Raw genomic sequence first — 16079 nt, 5'->3', positions numbered from 1 at the left:
CCATGGCTAAGTTGACTCTGAACATCACCGACGCCCAGGGCAAGAACACCGGGACCGTGGATGCACCCGAGCAGATCTTCGGCATCGCCGAGGAGGATGTCCGCTCGCATGTGCCGCTGATCCACCAGGTGGTCGTCGCCCAGCTGGCTGCAGCCCGCCAGGGCACGCATTCGGTCAAGACCCGGTCCACCGTCTCCGGCGGCGGCCGCAAGCCTTGGAAGCAGAAGGGCACCGGTCGTGCTCGTCAGGGCTCCATCCGCGCTCCCCAGTGGACCGGCGGCGCCATTGTCCACGGTCCGCAGCCGCGTGACTACTTCCAGCGCACCCCCAAGAAGATGAAGGCTGCAGCCCTGCGCTACGTCCTGTCCGACCGGGTCAACGCCGGACGTGTGCACGTGGTCGACTTCGGCATTGGCGAGACCCCGTCCACCAAGGCCGCCAAGGCAGCCCTGCTGCCTCTGGTCGACAACAGATTCACCACCGTCGTGCTGTCCCGTGAGAACATCAACGAGTGGCTCTCCGTGAGGAACCTGCCCACCGTCCACGTTCTCTTCGCCGATCAGCTCAATACCTACGATGTGGTCACTGCCGAGGATGTCGTCTTCAGCAAGGATGGCTTCGATGCCTTCCTGGCCGTCAAGGGCGGCGCCAAGTCCGAGACCGTCAAGGAGGCCTGAATTTCATGGCAGCTATTCACAAGCCAGCGCACGACATCATTCTGCGTCCGGTCGTCTCCGAGAAGAGCTACGCCAACTCGGATCGCGGCCAGTACACATTCGTGGTGGACCCTGATGCCAACAAGGTCGCCATCAAGCAGGCCATCGAGCAGATCTTCAATGTGAAGGTCACATCGGTCAACACCCTGAATCGGCAAGGCAAGCGAACCCGGACCCGTACGGGCTGGGGTCGTCGCAACGCCGAGAAGCGCGCCATCGTCAAGGTGGCCGAGGGCCAGTCGATCGATGTCTTCGGTACCAACAACTGAAGGCTAGCCGAGAAAAGTTAAGGAAGAACTAGATTATGGCTATCCGTACATACAAGCCGACGACCGCGGGCCGTCGCAACGCCTCGGTTTCGGACTTCGCCGAAATCACGCGCTCCAAGCCCGAGAAGTCGCTGGTTCGCAAGCTGAGCAAGACCGGCGGACGCAACTCCTATGGTCGCGTCACCAGCCGTCACCGCGGCGGCGGGCACAAGCGCCAGTACCGCCTCATCGACTTCCGCCGCTGGGACAAGGACGGCGTGCCCGCCAAGGTGGCTGAGATCGAATACGATCCCAACCGCTCGGCCCGCATTGCCCTTCTGCACTTTGCAGATGGCGAGAAGCGCTACATCATTGCGCCGCAGGGCATCAAGCAGGGTGATGTCATAGAGACCGGCCCTCAGGCCGACATCAAGCCTGGCAACAACCTGCCTCTGCGCAACATCCCCACCGGCACTATCGTCCACGCCATCGAGCTGCGGCCCCTGGGCGGCGCCAAGATCGCCCGCTCGGCCGGTGCTGCCGTCCAGCTGGTGGCCAAGGACGGGGCGTACGCCCAGCTGCGTATGCCCTCCGGTGAGATTCGCAACGTCGATTCCCGCTGCCGTGCAACGGTGGGCGAGGTCGGCAACAACGATCACGCCAACATCCAGCTAGGCAAGGCTGGACGTGCTCGCTGGATGGGACGCAGACCCATCACCCGTGGTGAATCCATGAACCCGGTCGACCACCCGCATGGCGGACGCACTCGCGGCGGCAAGCCGCCAGTGTCTCCCTGGGGCAAGGGCGAGGTCCGCACCCGCAGGCCCAAGAAGGCCTCCAACAAGATGATTGTGCGTCGTCGTCCAAATGGTAAGAACCGCAAGTAAGGGAGTGTCGGAAAGATGACTCGTAGCATCAAGAAGGGCCCATTCGTCGACGCCCACTTGCAGAAGAAAGTCGACGAGCAGAACGAGAAGGGCACCAAGAACGTCATCAAGACCTGGTCCCGTCGTTCCATGATCACCCCGGACTTCATCGGGCACACGTTTGCTGTGCACGATGGTCGCAAGCATGTCCCGGTCTTCGTCACCGAGGCCATGGTCGGCCACAAGCTCGGCGAGTTCGCCCCCACCAGGACCTTCAGGGGTCACGTGAAGGACGACAAGAAAGCACGCCGCTGAGGCGAGGGAGAGTAGAGACACATGGAAGCTAAGGCAATTGCACGTCACGTTCGCGTGACGCCTCGCAAGGCTCGCCGCGTCGTCGACCTCATCCGAGGCAAGCAGGCGACCGAGGCCGTGACTATTCTGAAATTCGCCCCCCAGGACGCGGCCGTTCCGGTCCGCAAGTGCCTGGAGAGCGCCATCGCCAACGCGCGTGTCAAGGCGGACAAGGCCAACCAGCCCTTCCGCGAGCATGAGCTGGTGGTTCGGGAGACCTACGTGGATGAGGGCACCACCCTGAAGCGGTTCCGCGCCCGCGCCCAGGGTCGTGCGGCCCGCATCAACAAGCGGACCAGCCATATCACCGTCGTGGTGGCCGACAAGGAAGGAGCCCGATAATGGGGCAGAAGATCAACCCGTTTGGGTACCGACTCGGCATCACCGAGGAGCACCGCAGCAAGTGGTACTCCGACTCCAACAAGGCGGGGGAGCGCTATAGCGACTTCGTACTTGAGGACGACAAGATCCGCAAGGAGATGAACAAGGATCTGGAGCGCGCAGGCGTCTCCAAGATCGTCATCGAGCGGACCCGTGACCGTGTGCGCGTCGACATCCACACCGCCCGGCCGGGCATTGTCATCGGTCGTCGCGGAGCCGAGGCTGAGCGCGTGCGCGCCAAGCTGGAGAAGATCACCGGCAAGCAGGTCCAGCTGAACATCTTCGAGGTCAAGAACGCCTCCATCGATGCCCAGCTGGTGGCTCAGGGCATTGCCGAGCAGCTGACCAACCGCGTCACCTTCCGCCGAGCTATGCGCAAGGCTCAGCAGGACGCCATGCGGGCCGGTGCCAAGGGCATCAGGATCAAGCTGTCCGGCCGTCTGGGCGGAGCCGAGATGAGCCGGTCGGAGTTCTACCGCGAGGGCCGTGTGCCCCTGCAGACTCTGCGCGCCCTGATCGACTATGGCTTCTTTGAGGCCAGGACCACCTACGGCCGCATCGGCGTCAAGGTCTGGATCTACAAGGGCGATATGACCGAGCGTCAGTTCGAGGAGCAGCAGGCTCAGCAGAACAACCGTCCCGGTCGGCGCGGCGATCGTCGTCCACGTCGTGGCGTCCGTCCCTCCGAGGGACGCACCCGCCGCGAGCAGGATGCAGCCAAGCAGAACAGCGGTGTGGCCGTGCCGCCGGCGGCGGCTCAGGAGCAGACCGCCTCGGCCCCCGTCGCAACCGAAGCAAAGGAGTGAGCCGTGCTTATCCCAAAGAGGACTAAATACCGCAAGCAGCATCGTCCAGGCCGTTCGGGCATGTCCAAGGGCGGCAACCAGATCGCTTTCGGCGACTACGGCATCCAGGCCTTGGCTCCGGCCTACCTGACCAACCGGCAGATCGAGGCGGCCCGTATCGCTATGACCCGGTACATCAAGCGTGGTGGCCGCGTCTGGATCACGGTCTTCCCGGATCGCCCCCTGACCAAGCATGCCCTGGGATCCCGAATGGGGTCCGGCAAGGGTGCGCCCGAGTTCTGGGTGGCCAATGTCCGTCCTGGCCGGGTGCTCTTCGAAATCGGCGGCGTGAGCGAGGATGTGGCCCGTGAGGCCCTTCGCCGCGCTACTGACAAGCTTCCCATGAAGTGCCGGATTATTGCACGTGAAGGCGGTGACATCTGATGTCAGTCGGAACAGCCGAGTATTCCATCAAGAATCTGAATGAAAAGACCAATGCGGAGATCGAGGATTTCCTGAAGAAGTCCAAGGAAGAGCTGTTCAACCTGCGCTTCCAGTCGGCCACCGGTCAGCTGGAGAACACCTCCCGCCTCAAGGCCGTCAAGCACGACATTGCCAGGATGTACACCGTCCTGCGCGAGCGCGAGCTGGGCATCAGCCAGGAGCCCGCCGAAGCAAAGGCCGAGAGCAAAGCTGAGGAGAAGTAAGCATGGCTGACAAGCAGGAGCGCAACTTCCGCAAGGTTCGCAGCGGCTATGTCGTGTCCGACAAGATGGACAAGACCATCACCGTAGAGCTGGAGCAGCGTTCGACCCATCCCCTGTACGGCAAGGTCGTCCGCAGCAACCGCAAGGTCAAGGCCCATGATGAGAAGAACGAGGCCCATGTGGGCGACTTCGTGAGTATCATGGAGACCCGTCCTCTGAGCAAGACCAAGCGCTGGCGTCTCGACTCCATCGTCGAGCGCGCCAAGTAACAAGTTCGGCCAGGCTCCGCATTTCATCCCGCCCTGGCGTGGGGTGTCTGCGGAGAACCAGCGCGGCTAAGGAGAATCAATGATTCAGCAGGAATCGCGGCTTCAGGTCGCCGACAACACGGGTGCCAAGGAGATCCTGGCCATCCGCGTGCTCGGCGGGTCGAAGCGACGCTATGCCGGCATTGGCGATGTGATCGTCGCCACCGTCAAGGATGCCATTCCCGGCGGGTCGGTCAAGAAGGGCGAGGTCGTCAAGGCGGTCGTCGTCCGTACGGTCAAGGAGCATCGTCGTCACGATGGCTCCTACATCAAGTTCGACGAGAACGCGGCAGTCATCCTCGGCACCGGTCGTGAGCCCCGCGGCACTCGTATCTTCGGACCGGTTGGTCGTGAGCTGCGCGACAAGCGCTTCATGAAGATCGTGTCCCTGGCACCGGAGGTGATCTGAAGTGGTAGCCAAGATCAAGACAGGCGACCAGGTCAAGGTCATCCGCGGCAAGGATCGCGGCAAGGAGGGCAAGGTCCTGCGGATTCTGCCCAAGGACCGTCTGATCGTCGAGGGTATACAGATCGTCAAGAAGCATGTGCGGGCAACCCAGCAGGGTCAGGAGTCGGGCATCGTCCCGACCGAGGCGCCTATCCATCGCTCCAATGTGATGGTCATCGACCCGGAGACCAAGAAGCCGACCCGCATCGGCGTGAACATCAAGGAGGAGGCGCGTGACGGCAAGGTCAAGGTCGTGCGCACCCGCTTCGCTAAGAAGTCAGGCAAGGAGCTGTCATGAGCGATACCACCGTTGAAGCACCGGCAGTCCCTCGTTTGCTGCAGCAGTATCGCGAGAGCATTGTGCCCGAGCTGGAGAAGGAGTTCAAGTTCTCCAACCCCATGCAGGTGCCCAGGATCGAGAAGGTCGTGGTCTCCATGGGCGTAGGAGCCGCTGCACGCGACTCCAAGCTGATCGAGGGTGCGGTCAAGGACCTGACGGCCATCACTGGCCAGAAGCCCAAGATCACCAAGGCCAAGAAGTCCGTGGCGCAGTTCCATCTGCGCGAGGGACAGGCCATCGGCGCCTTCGCTACCTTGCGCGGCGTGCGCATGTGGGAGTTCCTGGATCGACTGCTGACCCTGGCTCTGCCCCGCATCCGCGACTTCCGCGGCATCAGCGACCGTCAGTTTGACGGCCAGGGCAACTACAATTTCGGTCTCACGGAGCAGTCCATGTTCCACGAGATCGATCCTGATCAGATCGATCACCAGCGTGGTATGGATATCACCGTGGTGACCTCCACCAAGAACGATCAGGAGGCCCGGGCGCTGCTCAAGCAGCTGGGCTTCCCCTTCAAGGAGAACTGATATGGCAAAAACCGCTCTGAGAAACAAGGCGGCACGCAAGCCGAAGTTCAAGGTGCGTGGCTACACGCGCTGCCAGGTCTGCGGTCGTCCTCATTCCGTCTATCGCAAGTTCGGCCTGTGCCGCATCTGCCTTCGCGAGAAGGCCCATCGCGGCGAGCTGCCGGGTGTGACGAAGTCCAGTTGGTAAAGATCGACGCTGAAGGTCCGCGGCCGGGGCAGATTGCTGCCCGGTGGCGGAAACCACGGCGAGGAAGGGCATAAGCCCACATGACAATGACAGATCCCATCGCAGACATGCTGACGCGTCTGCGTAATGCGAGTGCGGCCAAGCATGAAACAGTCGACATGCCGTACTCCAAGTTCAAGGCGAACATCGCGCAGATTCTCAAGCGCGAAGGTTTCATCGCCGATTACCGCGCCAAGGAGGCGCGCGTCGGGCAGGATCTGGAGATCACGCTCAAGTACGGTCCCGATGGACGCCAGTCCATTCAGGGAATCAAGCGCGTCTCCAAGCCCGGCCTGCGCCGCTACGCCAAGTCGGATTCCCTGCCTATGCCCCTGGGCGGGCTGGGAATCGCCATCATCTCGACGAGCTCGGGACTGATGACCCAGAAGGAATGCCTCGATAGGGGCATCGGCGGCGAAATCGTCGCCTACGTATGGTGAGAAAGGAGAGCTGAACATGGCATCGCATATTGGTAAGCTCCCCATCGCCGTTCCGGCAGGTGTGGAGGTGGCCTTCAAGGGCCAGGAATTCACCGCCAAGGGTCCCAAGGGCTCCGACGAGTACACGCTGCCTGAGGGCATCACCGGCAAGGTCGAGGGCAATGAGATCATCATGACCCCCGCCGACGAGGACCGCCCTACCAAGGCCAAGCACGGACTGAGCCGCTCCATTGTGGCTTCCATGGTCGAAGGCGTCTCCAAGGGCTATAGCAAGCACCTGCTGATCGTCGGCACCGGCTACCGCGTGGTTGCCAAGGGCAAGTCCCTTGAGTTCTCGCTGGGCTACTCGCACACCATCACTGTCGACCCCCCGGAGGGCATCACCTTCGAGACGCCGAACGCCAACGAAGTGGTCGTCTCCGGCATCGACAAGCAGGCTGTCGGCCAGGCTGCGGCCAATATCCGCGCCCTGCGTGCTCCCGAGCCTTACAAGGGCAAGGGCATCAAGTACGCCGATGAGCACATCCTGCGCAAGGCTGGAAAGGCTGGTAAGTGATATGACGGTCTCGATACTAGGCAAAGGCAAGAAGATCGCCCGTCTGCGCCGCCATGCCCGTCTGCGCAAGCACGTCTCCGGCACGGCAGAGCGTCCCCGTCTGGTGGTCACTCGGACCAACCGCAATATGATCGCCCAGATCGTCGACGACACCAGGGGCGTCACCCTGGTCAGCGAGTCGACTATGGCTTCGGACTATGGCTCCTTCAAGGGCACCAAGACCGAAGCCGCCCGCAAGGTGGGCGAGCAGATTGCGGCCAAGGCCAAGAAGGCTGGCATCACCACCGTGGTCTTCGACCGTGGTGGCAACAAGTACCACGGAAGGGTCGCAGCGGTTGCGGAAGGCGCCCGTGAGGGAGGTTTGGCACTGTGAGCGACAACGTAACGACAAAGGAAACAACCCAGGTGACTGAAGATTCAACAAACGCTCAGTCCAGCCAGGGTGGCAGAAGGGACCGGAACGACCGGAACGATGATCGCCGCGGTGGTCGTCGGGGCGGTTCCCGTGACGGCCGCAGGGATGGCCGTCGTGGTCGTCGTGACCGCGATGACCGTGACGACATGCTCGACAGGGTCGTGACCATCAACCGTGTGTCCAAGGTTCACAAGGGCGGGCGAACCTTCAGCTTCGCGGCCCTGGTGGTCGTGGGCGACGGCAAAGGCACCGTGGGCGTTGGCTACGGCAAGTCCCGCGAGGTTCCCGCAGCCATCTCCAAGGGTCAGCTGGACGCCAAAAAGCACATGTTCACTGTTCCCCGGATCCGTGGCACTGTCACCCATCCGGTGATCGGCCACGATGCGGCGGGAACTGTTCTCCTGCGGCCTGCAGCACCAGGCACCGGTGTTATCGCCGGTGGTCCGGTTCGCGCAGTCCTGGAGTGCGCTGGCATCACCGATATTCTCAGCAAGTCCATGGGGTCGGCCACGGCCGTCAACATGGTGCGGGCCACTGTGGCTGCTCTGAAGCAACTTGAGGAGCCCGAGGAGATCGCAGCACGCCGCGGTCTGCCTTTGGAGGAGGTCGCCCCTGACTCCCTCCTGCGTGCACGTGCAGCCGGCATTGCCGACGAGCGCAAGGAGCGCGAAGAGGCCAAGGCCAAGGCTGACGAGCAGTCGAAGGCAGGTGAGTGATGACCAAGCAGATCAAGATCACCCTGGTCAAGGGCGTGGCTCATGCCACCGAGCGCCAGAAGGAGAACGTCAGGTCTCTGGGCCTTCACAAAATCGGCCAGACAGTCCTGCGTGAGGACACCCCCGTCTACCGGGGGATGGCCGACAAGGTCCGCCACCTGGTGAACGTAGAGGAGGCAGACTGATTATGGCCAGCGACAAGCAAGAGCCCACCATCCTGCAGATGCATGACCTGCGTCCGGCTCCGGGCGCCAAGCGCGACCGCATCCGTGTGGGTCGTGGCGAGGGGTCCAAGGGCAAGACCTCCGGTCGTGGCACCAAGGGCACCAAGGCCCGCTACCAGGTCCGCCCGGGCTTTGAAGGCGGCCAGCTGCCCCTGTACATGAGGCTGCCCAAGCTGCGCGGGTTCAGGAGCCCCTTCAAGAAGGAGTACCAGGTGGTCAACCTGGGCGCTCTGGAAGGGCTCTTCCCCAAGGGCGGCGAGGTTACCGTCGAGGATCTGGTCAACAGGGGAGCGGTCCGCAAGGGCCATCCTGTCAAGATCCTGGGTGACGGCGACGTCAAGGCTGCTTTCACCCTTAAGGGCGTCAAGGCCTCGGCATCGGCAAAAAGCAAGATAGAAGCCGCAGGCGGATCCGTTTCCGAAGACTGATGCTCAGAGGGGACAGACCGCAAGGCAGATGATTCCGGCCCTCCCCGCTCCAAGCGGGCGGGGCCGGAATTCGTTTCCGACTCGGGTGCCGTCGGAATTTGACGGAGCCATCGGTTAAGCTGGTCGGAGCAAGAAGGTGCGATGCACCGGGACCAACGCGCGGGCGCGTAGGGAGGGAACTTAGGTGAGGACGTTAATCCAGGCCTTCAAGACCAAGGAGCTGAGGAAGAAAATCCTCTTCGTTCTTGGTATCATCATCATCTATCGCATAGGGTCGTTCATACCTACCCCAGGCGTGGATTATCCTTCCGTACAGAAGTGCATCACTACGGCCGGCAATGAGGACTTCATCGGCCTGGTCAATCTATTCTCAGGCGGTGCTCTGCTGCAGCTGTCCATCTTCGCGCTGGGCATCATGCCCTACATCACCGCATCCATCGTGGTACAGCTGCTGCGCGTGGTCATTCCCCGCTTCGAGGCCCTGCACAAGGAAGGCCAGTCCGGCGAGGCCAAGCTGACTGAGTACACCAGGTATTTGACCATCGGCCTGGCCGTGCTGCAGTCCACGACTATTCTGGTCACGGCCCGCAACGGGGCGCTCTTCAATGGGGCGTGCCAGCAGCAGGTCATTCCTGACAGCTCCGTTTGGAATCTGGTGGTCATGGTTCTGATCATGACCGGCGGCACCGGTCTGATTATGTGGATGGCCGAGCTGATCACCGACAAGGGGATCGGCAACGGCATGTCCGTCCTGATCTTCACCTCCATCTGCTCCGGCTTCCTGCCCCAGCTCTGGAACATCGGCTGGGGGACTAACGGCAAGAACGGCGACTGGGTCAAATTCGGCATTGTCGTGACCGTCCTGGTGGTCATTCTGATTCTGGTCGACTACGTGGAGCTGGCCCAGCGCCGCATTCCCGTCCAGTACACCCGTAGGATGATCGGTCGCAAGATGTATGGTGGATCCTCCACTTATCTGCCGCTCAAGATCAATATGTCAGGCGTGATTCCACCAATCTTCGCCTCCTCCATTCTGGCTATCCCTACACTTATTGCCCAGTTCGGCAAGCCCGATCAGGGCTGGGTCAAGTGGATCAACGACAACATGGCCAACACGACCTCGGTCTGGTACATCGTGCTCTACTCGGTCATGATCGTCTTCTTCTGCTTCTTCTACACTTCGATCACCTTCAATCCTGATGAGACGGCTGACAACATGAAGCAGTATGGCGGCTTCATTCCGGGCATCAGGGCGGGGCGTGCCACCAGTCGGTATCTGTCCTACGTAATGAACCGGCTGAACACGGTGGGTGCCATCTACCTGCTCTTTGTAGCTATGATCCCCACGGTGCTGATCATGCTGCTGAAGATCAACTCCAAGCTGCCCTTCGGCGGCACCACTATCCTGATCATCGCTGGCGTCGGCCTGGATACTCTGCGCCAGGCCAGGGCGCAGACGGAGCAGTTCCAATACGCCGGCTTCCTTCTGGAGGGCGACCACAAGGAAGGCTGAGGACACTGCGCTCAAACATCAGCAAGTGGTGTCAGACTAAAACAGATGAAGGTCCGGCCCTGGTCCTTGGTGGCATGGGGCCGGATTCTTTTTGTCTCGGAAAGATAGTTTGCATGGGTTTAGCGAGTGGAGGCTGTATTGGGTCAGGTAGCCGCTAGCATACATAAATGAGGGTTCTGCGCGGCTAAGACTGCTAAGACCGTCCGGGACCGGAGAGTCAAGAGCGTCAAACATTGAACAAAGGATTGGGAATGGCACAGCGACTGTTGATCATGGGACCTCAAGGTGTTGGCAAGGGCACTCAGGCGGCCTTGCTCAGCAAGCATTACGGGATTCCGGCCATCTCCACCGGCGACATTTTCCGCTACAACTTGAAGAACGGAACCGAACTGGGCAAACAGGCCAAGGCCTACACCGACAAGGGTGAGCTGGTGCCAGACGAGCTGACCAACAAGATCGTCAAGGACCGTCTTGGTATGGATGATGTCGCCCAGGGCTGGATTCTGGACGGCTACCCCCGTTCGGCCTCCCAGGTCGAGGCGCTGGACCAGATGCTCCAGGAGCTGGACACTCCGCTGACGGCTGTGGTGGCCCTGGATGCTGACCATGACGTGCTCATGCAACGCATCGCCAAGCGGGCCAAGGAAGAGGGGCGGGCAGACGATACCCCCGAGGCGATTGCCAAGCGTCTGGATATCTATGCCAAGGAGACTGCCCCCCTGTTGAACACCTACAAGTCCCGCGGCCTTCTAGTCGCAGTGGATGGCCAGGGCGAGGTCGACCAGATCTCCAAGGAGATCATCACCAAGTTGGACGAGCGCTAATTTACAGCCTGTCAGATAAGATGCCTGCCACTGGCTCAATCAACCGATGCTAGGCAATGAGCAAGACTGTGAATGCCTTGTTCGCAACACACTGATAAGACTCGCTGGTAAGACTCGCAGGAGCATAGAAGCTGCATGACCCCAAGGGGCGTGACAGCTTCTTTTTGTGCAGGGCGGAAATCCCCGCGCGTCCGCCCATCCCTGGCGGACAGGATGATAGCCTAGGTGCATTCAGACCCTCTTTCGAGGGTATTGTATGTCGGTGATTGGCTGCAAAAGATAGAGCATTCAGTTCAGAAACAGAAGAGGTCCATTTGAAGGGGTCTACGGCATCCGTGGTCAGATCGGATAAACAGGAACCAGCGCGTTCGAAGCATACCATCCGAACCATTCTGCGCTCCTTGCGCGAATATCGGAAGGCCAGCTTTCTGGCTCCGGCCTTCGTCTTTCTTGAGAGCGTCCTTGAGATTGTAATCCCGACCATCATGGCATCCCTGATCGACCAGGGAGTCTCGGGGAGGTCCATGCCGGCCATTTTCAAGTTCGGGCTGATATTGCTGGCCTGCTCGGCCGTCTCCCTGTTCTCCGGGTTCATGTCCGGTCGGTATGCGGCTATCGCCTCTTCCGGACTGGCCAAGAATGTCCGCAGCGATCTGTTCGCCAAGGTGCAGTCCTTCAGCTTCACCAACATCGACCGTTTCTCCATCGGATCCATCATCACCAGGCTGACCACCGATGTGACCAACCTGCAGAACGCCTATCAGATGGTCATCAGGGTCGGGGTCAGGGCGCCGATCATGGTCATCGTGGCCTGGCTCTTTTCTTATAAGATCTCCAAGCCCATATCCCTGGTCTTCCTGATCGCCATTCCCATCCTGGGCTTCGGTCTGATTGGTCTGTCCCTGCTGGTTCACCCTATCTTCGAGCGCGTCTTCCACACCTACGACCATCTCAACAACGTGGTGGACGAGAACCTTCAGGGCATCAGAGTGGTCAAGTCCTACAACCGGGAGGACTACGAGGAGCACAAATTCAACGGTATTTCCATGGCCATCTACCGGGCCTTCTGCAAGGCCGAGCGGATCATGAGCCTGAACCCGGCGCTGTTGAACTTCTGCATCTACGCCTCTCTGCTGGTCATATCCTGGATGGGCGCCTCCCAGATTGTGGCATCAGGAAATAATGCCGCTCTGGGGCTGACCACAGGCGATCTGACCGCCCTGGTCACCTATGCCATCCAGATCATGATGGCGATGAACATGGTCTCCATGATCGTGGTCATGGTCGTTATATCCCAGGCCTCGGCGGAGCGCATTTGCCAGGTGCTGAACGAGGTCAGCACCGTGCATGATCCCGCCAAGCCGGTGATGAAGGTGGCCGACGGCTCCATCAGCTTCCAGGATGTGACCTTCCGCTACTCGAATGGGTCCGAACGTCCCGTTCTGAGCCATATCAATCTGGACGTTCCCTCGGGCTCCACCCTGGGCATCGTGGGCGGGACCGGCTCCTCCAAGTCCAGCCTGGTCCAGCTCATCCCTCGTCTCTACGACGTGACCGAGGGGTCCCTCCAGGTGGGCGGGGTGGATGTACGCCAGTACGACCTGACCGTCCTGCGCGACCAGGTGGCGATGGTGCTCCAAAAGAATGTCCTCTTCACCGGGACCATCGCCGAGAACCTGCGCTGGGGCAATCCCCAAGCCACGGACAAAGAGCTGGTGCGCGCCTGCACCCTGGCTCAGGCCGACGGTTTTGTCAGGGAGTTTCCCGATGGCTATCAGACCTACCTGGACGAGGGCGGCACCAACCTCTCTGGCGGCCAGCGACAGCGTCTATGCATAGCACGGGCCCTTCTGAAGAAACCCGACATTCTGATTCTGGATGACTCAACCAGCGCCGTGGATACCAAGACCGACCAGCTGATCCGCCGTGCTTTCAGCCAGGAAATCCCAGACACCACCAAGATCATCATCTCCCAGCGTCTGGCCTCTGTGGAGGATGCCGACCTGATAGTGGTCCTGGAGGAGGGCAGGATTCTCGACCAGGGCACGCACCAGGAGCTCCTGCGAACATGTCAGGAGTACCGATCCATCTACGAATCACAGACCAGGAACCAGGGCGAGGAGGACAAGGACCATGAGTGACGGATCATTCAAGGACCGCAAGCCCCGCCTGGACAAGGCCGCTCCGGGAACGACCCGTCGGATCCTGAGCTATTTGCTGGCCTACCGTTGGCAGCTGGCGGTGATCGTGGTCTGCATCATCATCAGCGCCGGAGCCCAGGCCGCATCGGCCTTCTTCCTTCAGCCGCTGATCGATCACTATATTCTGCCGCTGGTTGGGGCCGCTGACCCCGATTGGGGACCGTTGATGAGGACGCTGATCCTGATGGGCTGCCTCTATGCGGTGGGAACCTTCTGCTCCTGGTTCTGGAACTGGCTGATTGTCAAGGTGGAACAGGGCACCCTGAAGACCATCCGCGACCAGATGTTCGCCCACCAGCAGGAGCTGCCCATCGGCTTCTTCGACACCCATGAGCACGGCGACACCATGAGCCGCTACACCAATGACACGGATACCCTCCGTCAGGCCATCTCTCAGTCCTTCCCGCAGATGGTCTCCTCGGTACTGTCCGCCTTGGCCGCTTTGATCTCCATGCTCTGGCTTTCCATCCCCCTCACCGTTCTGACACTGGTTTTCGCGGCGGTCCTGATTGTGGTGGTCCGGGTTCTGGTCACCCGAAGCGGCCGGTACTTCGTTCACCAGCAGCGCTATCTGGGCCAGGTGAACGCTTTCGTGGAAGAGGCCGTCAACGGACAGAAGATCATCAAGGTCTTCAACCACGAGGATGCCACTGCCAAAGTCTTCGAGGAGAGGAACGAGGAGCTCTTCCAGGCCTCGGCCCAGGCCAACACCTACGGCAACGTCACTATGCCGGTCGTGGGCAATATGGGCTACCTGCTCTATGTCATCCTGGCCATCGTCGGCGGTCTGGCCGGCATCGCGGGCATGGGCAACGTAGGACTGACCGGGGCAGGGCCGCTGACCCTGGGAACCATCGTCTCCCTCCTGACCCTTTCCCGCTCCTTCATCAACCCGATCGGCCAGGTCTCCATGCAGTTCAACATGGTCATGATGGCCCTGGCCGGCGCCTCCCGGATCTTCGACCTGATGGACCAGCCTGTCGAGTCCGACCAGGGCACGGTCAGATTGGTCAGCGTCAAACTGGCCTCGGACGGCCGGACCATGACCCCCGTCGACCATGAAACAGGGCATTGGGCCTGGAAGCGCGAGGCCGATGACGATGGCAGGCGCTCGCTGGAGGCCGCCATGAAGCTTCCAGGCGATGCGCGCGATGTGGCTCTGAAGGCCAAGGATCAGGCCATCACATCCCCTGACGGGCGATACACCCTCCTCCAGGGGGATGTGCGATTCACTGACGTCAGCTTCGGGTATGATCCGAGCAAGCCTGTTCTGCACGACATCACCTGGTTCGCCAAGCCCGGGCAGAAGGTGGCGCTGGTCGGTGCCACTGGTGCCGGCAAGACCACGATCACCAACCTGATCAACCGCTTCTACGACATCCAGCAGGGGCAGATCCTCTATGACGGTATCGATGTGAAAAACATCCGCAAGCCTGACCTCCGCCGCTCCTTGGGCATCGTCCTTCAGGATGTCAACCTCTTCACCGGCACCGTCCTGGACAACATCCGCTATGGGCGCCTGGATGCCACGGACGAGGAGTGCATCGAAGCGGCCAGGATGACCAACGCAGACAGCTTCATCCGCATGCTTCCCCAGGGCTACCAGACGGTTCTTGAGGGGGATGGAAGCGGACTGTCCCAGGGTCAGCGCCAGCTGATTTCCATTGCCAGGGCGGCTGTGGCGGATCCCCCGGCCATGATCCTGGACGAAGCCACTTCCTCGATCGACACCAGGACCGAGGAAGTGGTCCAGCAAGGCATGGATGCACTGATGCGCGGCCGAACGGTCTTCGTCATCGCCCACCGACTCTCCACGGTCCGCAACTCCGATGTGATCATGGTTCTGGATCATGGGCGGATCATCGAGCGCGGCAACCATGATGAGCTGATAGCCAGGCATGGTGAGTACTACCAGCTCTACACCGGAGCCCTGGAACTGGAATAGGCTCACCAGGAATGCCTGACGGTGGAAGAAGACGCAGGAAGGCATGATCCAGCATTAAGCGAAAGCCAGTGTAGGGGTCGGTCCTTCGATGGGCCGACCCTTTCGTGGTAGGTATTCGGCCATTTTCTCCAGTCATCCCGAGTCCAACAAGTGCTGGTCAGACGTACTGACCTAGGAGCAATTTTTAGTATTTTTAAATAATTCATACAGTTCTGAGGGCCGATTCCGCCTATGAACCGAGAGCGAATATATACAGTTTTACTGAGCCGACAAGTGGCTGATGACTATGGGCGCACAGTAAAGGTTACACAGAGCTTACGATTCCATCTCATGGGATTGAAAAACCGGACAAGAATCCGATCTCCACGGACTTCTGTTCAGTGGAGATATTCAAGGACCAGAGCGGCACCATGGGGTAGTTCATTCAGGCCGATCACCTGTTTTCGCCGATTTTCCTACTGACTCGTACGCTGACCGGCAGTGGTGGCCCATGGCTGTCCAGCGGGCCATCGTCCTGTCCGAGCGCTACCAGTCCATCATCACCAAGACGGACAGCTACGCCTACCTGCGACCCATGACGCAGCTGCTGGAATGCCGTTGCGGGAAGGGTCGGCTCCTGCTCGTCTTCTTGGATCTGCAGAATCTGAACGAATATCCGGAGGCACGGGCCCTTCAGGCCAGCACCCACCGGTATCTGGGCTCCAAGGATTTCAACACGTGCCAGAGAATCGATCCCGAGGTAATAAAAGAATCGGCCGGATCCCTGGTTGGGGGATTCGGCCGGTTCTCATGTATTTGCGGGAACAGCGTTGTTGCTGGTGTTCATGGCCTGGTTGGCTGGTCTTTTCAGTGACTGGCCAGCCAGGCCGTTCTTCCTGTCAGTGCTTGTTGGCTCCCCTGCGCCGGATCGC

24 protein-coding genes are annotated in these 16079 nt (G+C 60.6%); all 24 read left to right on the top strand.

Annotated features, from left to right (window positions below; genetic code table 11):
• The first annotated feature begins 2 nt into the window (after positions 1-2).
• Positions 3-677, top strand: coding sequence for a 50S ribosomal protein L4 (rplD, locus tag DKK75_RS06255; protein WP_110452589.1), 675 nt, complete (start codon positions 3-5; stop codon positions 675-677).
• Between the two features lie 5 nt (positions 678-682).
• Positions 683-985 carry a 50S ribosomal protein L23 gene (gene rplW / locus DKK75_RS06250; protein ID WP_110452588.1) on the top strand — a complete coding sequence of 101 codons (303 nt, stop codon included), beginning with the start codon at positions 683-685 and terminating at the stop codon, positions 983-985.
• Between the two features lie 35 nt (positions 986-1020).
• Positions 1021-1851 (top strand): 50S ribosomal protein L2, encoded by an 831-nt coding sequence (rplB, locus tag DKK75_RS06245; RefSeq protein WP_110452587.1) that lies wholly within the window; start codon positions 1021-1023, stop codon positions 1849-1851.
• A gap of 15 nt (positions 1852-1866) precedes the next feature.
• On the top strand, positions 1867-2145 hold the full coding sequence (gene rpsS, locus DKK75_RS06240) for a 30S ribosomal protein S19 (protein WP_015022355.1): 279 nt from the start codon (positions 1867-1869) through the stop codon (positions 2143-2145).
• A 21-nt stretch (positions 2146-2166) separates the two neighbouring features.
• Positions 2167-2526, top strand: coding sequence for a 50S ribosomal protein L22 (rplV, locus tag DKK75_RS06235; protein ID WP_110452586.1), 360 nt, complete (start codon positions 2167-2169; stop codon positions 2524-2526).
• Positions 2526-3371: a 30S ribosomal protein S3 gene (gene rpsC, locus DKK75_RS06230; protein ID WP_110452585.1), complete on the top strand. Its 846-nt coding sequence runs from the start codon at positions 2526-2528 to the stop codon at positions 3369-3371. Before rplV ends, rpsC begins: the two co-directional genes overlap by 1 nt.
• A 3-nt stretch (positions 3372-3374) precedes the next feature.
• Positions 3375-3794 carry a 50S ribosomal protein L16 gene (gene rplP, locus DKK75_RS06225; protein ID WP_110452584.1) on the top strand — a complete coding sequence of 140 codons (420 nt, stop codon included), beginning with the start codon at positions 3375-3377 and terminating at the stop codon, positions 3792-3794.
• The gene (gene rpmC, locus DKK75_RS06220) at positions 3794-4057 is read left to right on the top strand and encodes a 50S ribosomal protein L29 (protein WP_015022351.1); all 264 of its coding nucleotides are present in this window, start codon (positions 3794-3796) and stop codon (positions 4055-4057) included. Before rplP ends, rpmC begins: the two co-directional genes overlap by 1 nt.
• A gap of 2 nt (positions 4058-4059) precedes the next feature.
• Positions 4060-4326 (top strand): 30S ribosomal protein S17, encoded by a 267-nt coding sequence (rpsQ, locus tag DKK75_RS06215; RefSeq protein ID WP_015022350.1) that lies wholly within the window; start codon positions 4060-4062, stop codon positions 4324-4326.
• A gap of 79 nt (positions 4327-4405) precedes the next feature.
• The gene (rplN, locus tag DKK75_RS06210; RefSeq protein ID WP_015022349.1) at positions 4406-4774 is read left to right on the top strand and encodes a 50S ribosomal protein L14; all 369 of its coding nucleotides are present in this window, start codon (positions 4406-4408) and stop codon (positions 4772-4774) included.
• A gap of 1 nt (position 4775) precedes the next feature.
• Positions 4776-5111, top strand: coding sequence for a 50S ribosomal protein L24 (gene rplX / locus DKK75_RS06205; RefSeq protein ID WP_110452583.1), 336 nt, complete (start codon positions 4776-4778; stop codon positions 5109-5111).
• Entirely contained in the window at positions 5108-5680 is a 573-nt protein-coding gene (gene rplE, locus DKK75_RS06200; RefSeq protein WP_024626788.1) for a 50S ribosomal protein L5, read from the top strand. The genes rplX and rplE overlap by 4 nt, the downstream gene beginning before the upstream one ends.
• A gap of 1 nt (position 5681) precedes the next feature.
• Positions 5682-5867: a type Z 30S ribosomal protein S14 gene (locus tag DKK75_RS06195; RefSeq protein WP_015022346.1), complete on the top strand. Its 186-nt coding sequence runs from the start codon at positions 5682-5684 to the stop codon at positions 5865-5867.
• 80 nt (positions 5868-5947) lie between these two features.
• Positions 5948-6346: a 30S ribosomal protein S8 gene (rpsH, locus tag DKK75_RS06190; protein WP_024626787.1), complete on the top strand. Its 399-nt coding sequence runs from the start codon at positions 5948-5950 to the stop codon at positions 6344-6346.
• Positions 6347-6362: 16 nt separating this feature from the next.
• Positions 6363-6902, top strand: a complete 540-nt coding sequence (gene rplF / locus DKK75_RS06185; protein ID WP_110452582.1) for a 50S ribosomal protein L6 — start codon at positions 6363-6365, stop codon at positions 6900-6902.
• Position 6903: 1 nt separating this feature from the next.
• Positions 6904-7275 carry a 50S ribosomal protein L18 gene (rplR, locus tag DKK75_RS06180; protein ID WP_015022343.1) on the top strand — a complete coding sequence of 124 codons (372 nt, stop codon included), beginning with the start codon at positions 6904-6906 and terminating at the stop codon, positions 7273-7275.
• The gene (rpsE, locus tag DKK75_RS06175; protein ID WP_110452581.1) at positions 7272-8033 is read left to right on the top strand and encodes a 30S ribosomal protein S5; all 762 of its coding nucleotides are present in this window, start codon (positions 7272-7274) and stop codon (positions 8031-8033) included. The genes rplR and rpsE overlap by 4 nt, the downstream gene beginning before the upstream one ends.
• Positions 8033-8218, top strand: a complete 186-nt coding sequence (rpmD, locus tag DKK75_RS06170) for a 50S ribosomal protein L30 (RefSeq protein ID WP_110452580.1) — start codon at positions 8033-8035, stop codon at positions 8216-8218. Before rpsE ends, rpmD begins: the two co-directional genes overlap by 1 nt.
• Before the next feature lie 2 nt (positions 8219-8220).
• Positions 8221-8685 carry a 50S ribosomal protein L15 gene (gene rplO / locus DKK75_RS06165; protein WP_110452579.1) on the top strand — a complete coding sequence of 155 codons (465 nt, stop codon included), beginning with the start codon at positions 8221-8223 and terminating at the stop codon, positions 8683-8685.
• 184 nt (positions 8686-8869) lie between these two features.
• Positions 8870-10198, top strand: a complete 1329-nt coding sequence (secY, locus tag DKK75_RS06160) for a preprotein translocase subunit SecY (protein WP_110452578.1) — start codon at positions 8870-8872, stop codon at positions 10196-10198.
• A gap of 251 nt (positions 10199-10449) precedes the next feature.
• Positions 10450-11022 (top strand): adenylate kinase, encoded by a 573-nt coding sequence (locus DKK75_RS06155; RefSeq protein ID WP_110452577.1) that lies wholly within the window; start codon positions 10450-10452, stop codon positions 11020-11022.
• A gap of 335 nt (positions 11023-11357) precedes the next feature.
• The gene (locus tag DKK75_RS06150) at positions 11358-13163 is read left to right on the top strand and encodes an ABC transporter ATP-binding protein (protein ID WP_258333183.1); all 1806 of its coding nucleotides are present in this window, start codon (positions 11358-11360) and stop codon (positions 13161-13163) included.
• On the top strand, positions 13156-15168 hold the full coding sequence (locus tag DKK75_RS06145; RefSeq protein ID WP_110452575.1) for an ABC transporter ATP-binding protein: 2013 nt from the start codon (positions 13156-13158) through the stop codon (positions 15166-15168). Before DKK75_RS06150 ends, DKK75_RS06145 begins: the two co-directional genes overlap by 8 nt.
• Before the next feature lie 490 nt (positions 15169-15658).
• A complete protein-coding gene (locus tag DKK75_RS06140; RefSeq protein ID WP_110452574.1) occupies positions 15659-16021 on the top strand; it encodes a hypothetical protein in 363 nt (120 codons plus the stop codon).
• The last annotated feature ends 58 nt before the right edge of the window (positions 16022-16079 follow it).

The organism is Bifidobacterium asteroides (assembly GCF_003202695.1).
Classification (GTDB): domain Bacteria; phylum Actinomycetota; class Actinomycetes; order Actinomycetales; family Bifidobacteriaceae; genus Bombiscardovia; species Bombiscardovia asteroides_G.
The sequence above is the reverse complement of the archived record's forward strand: the minus strand, read 5'-3'. Positions and strand labels throughout refer to the sequence as shown.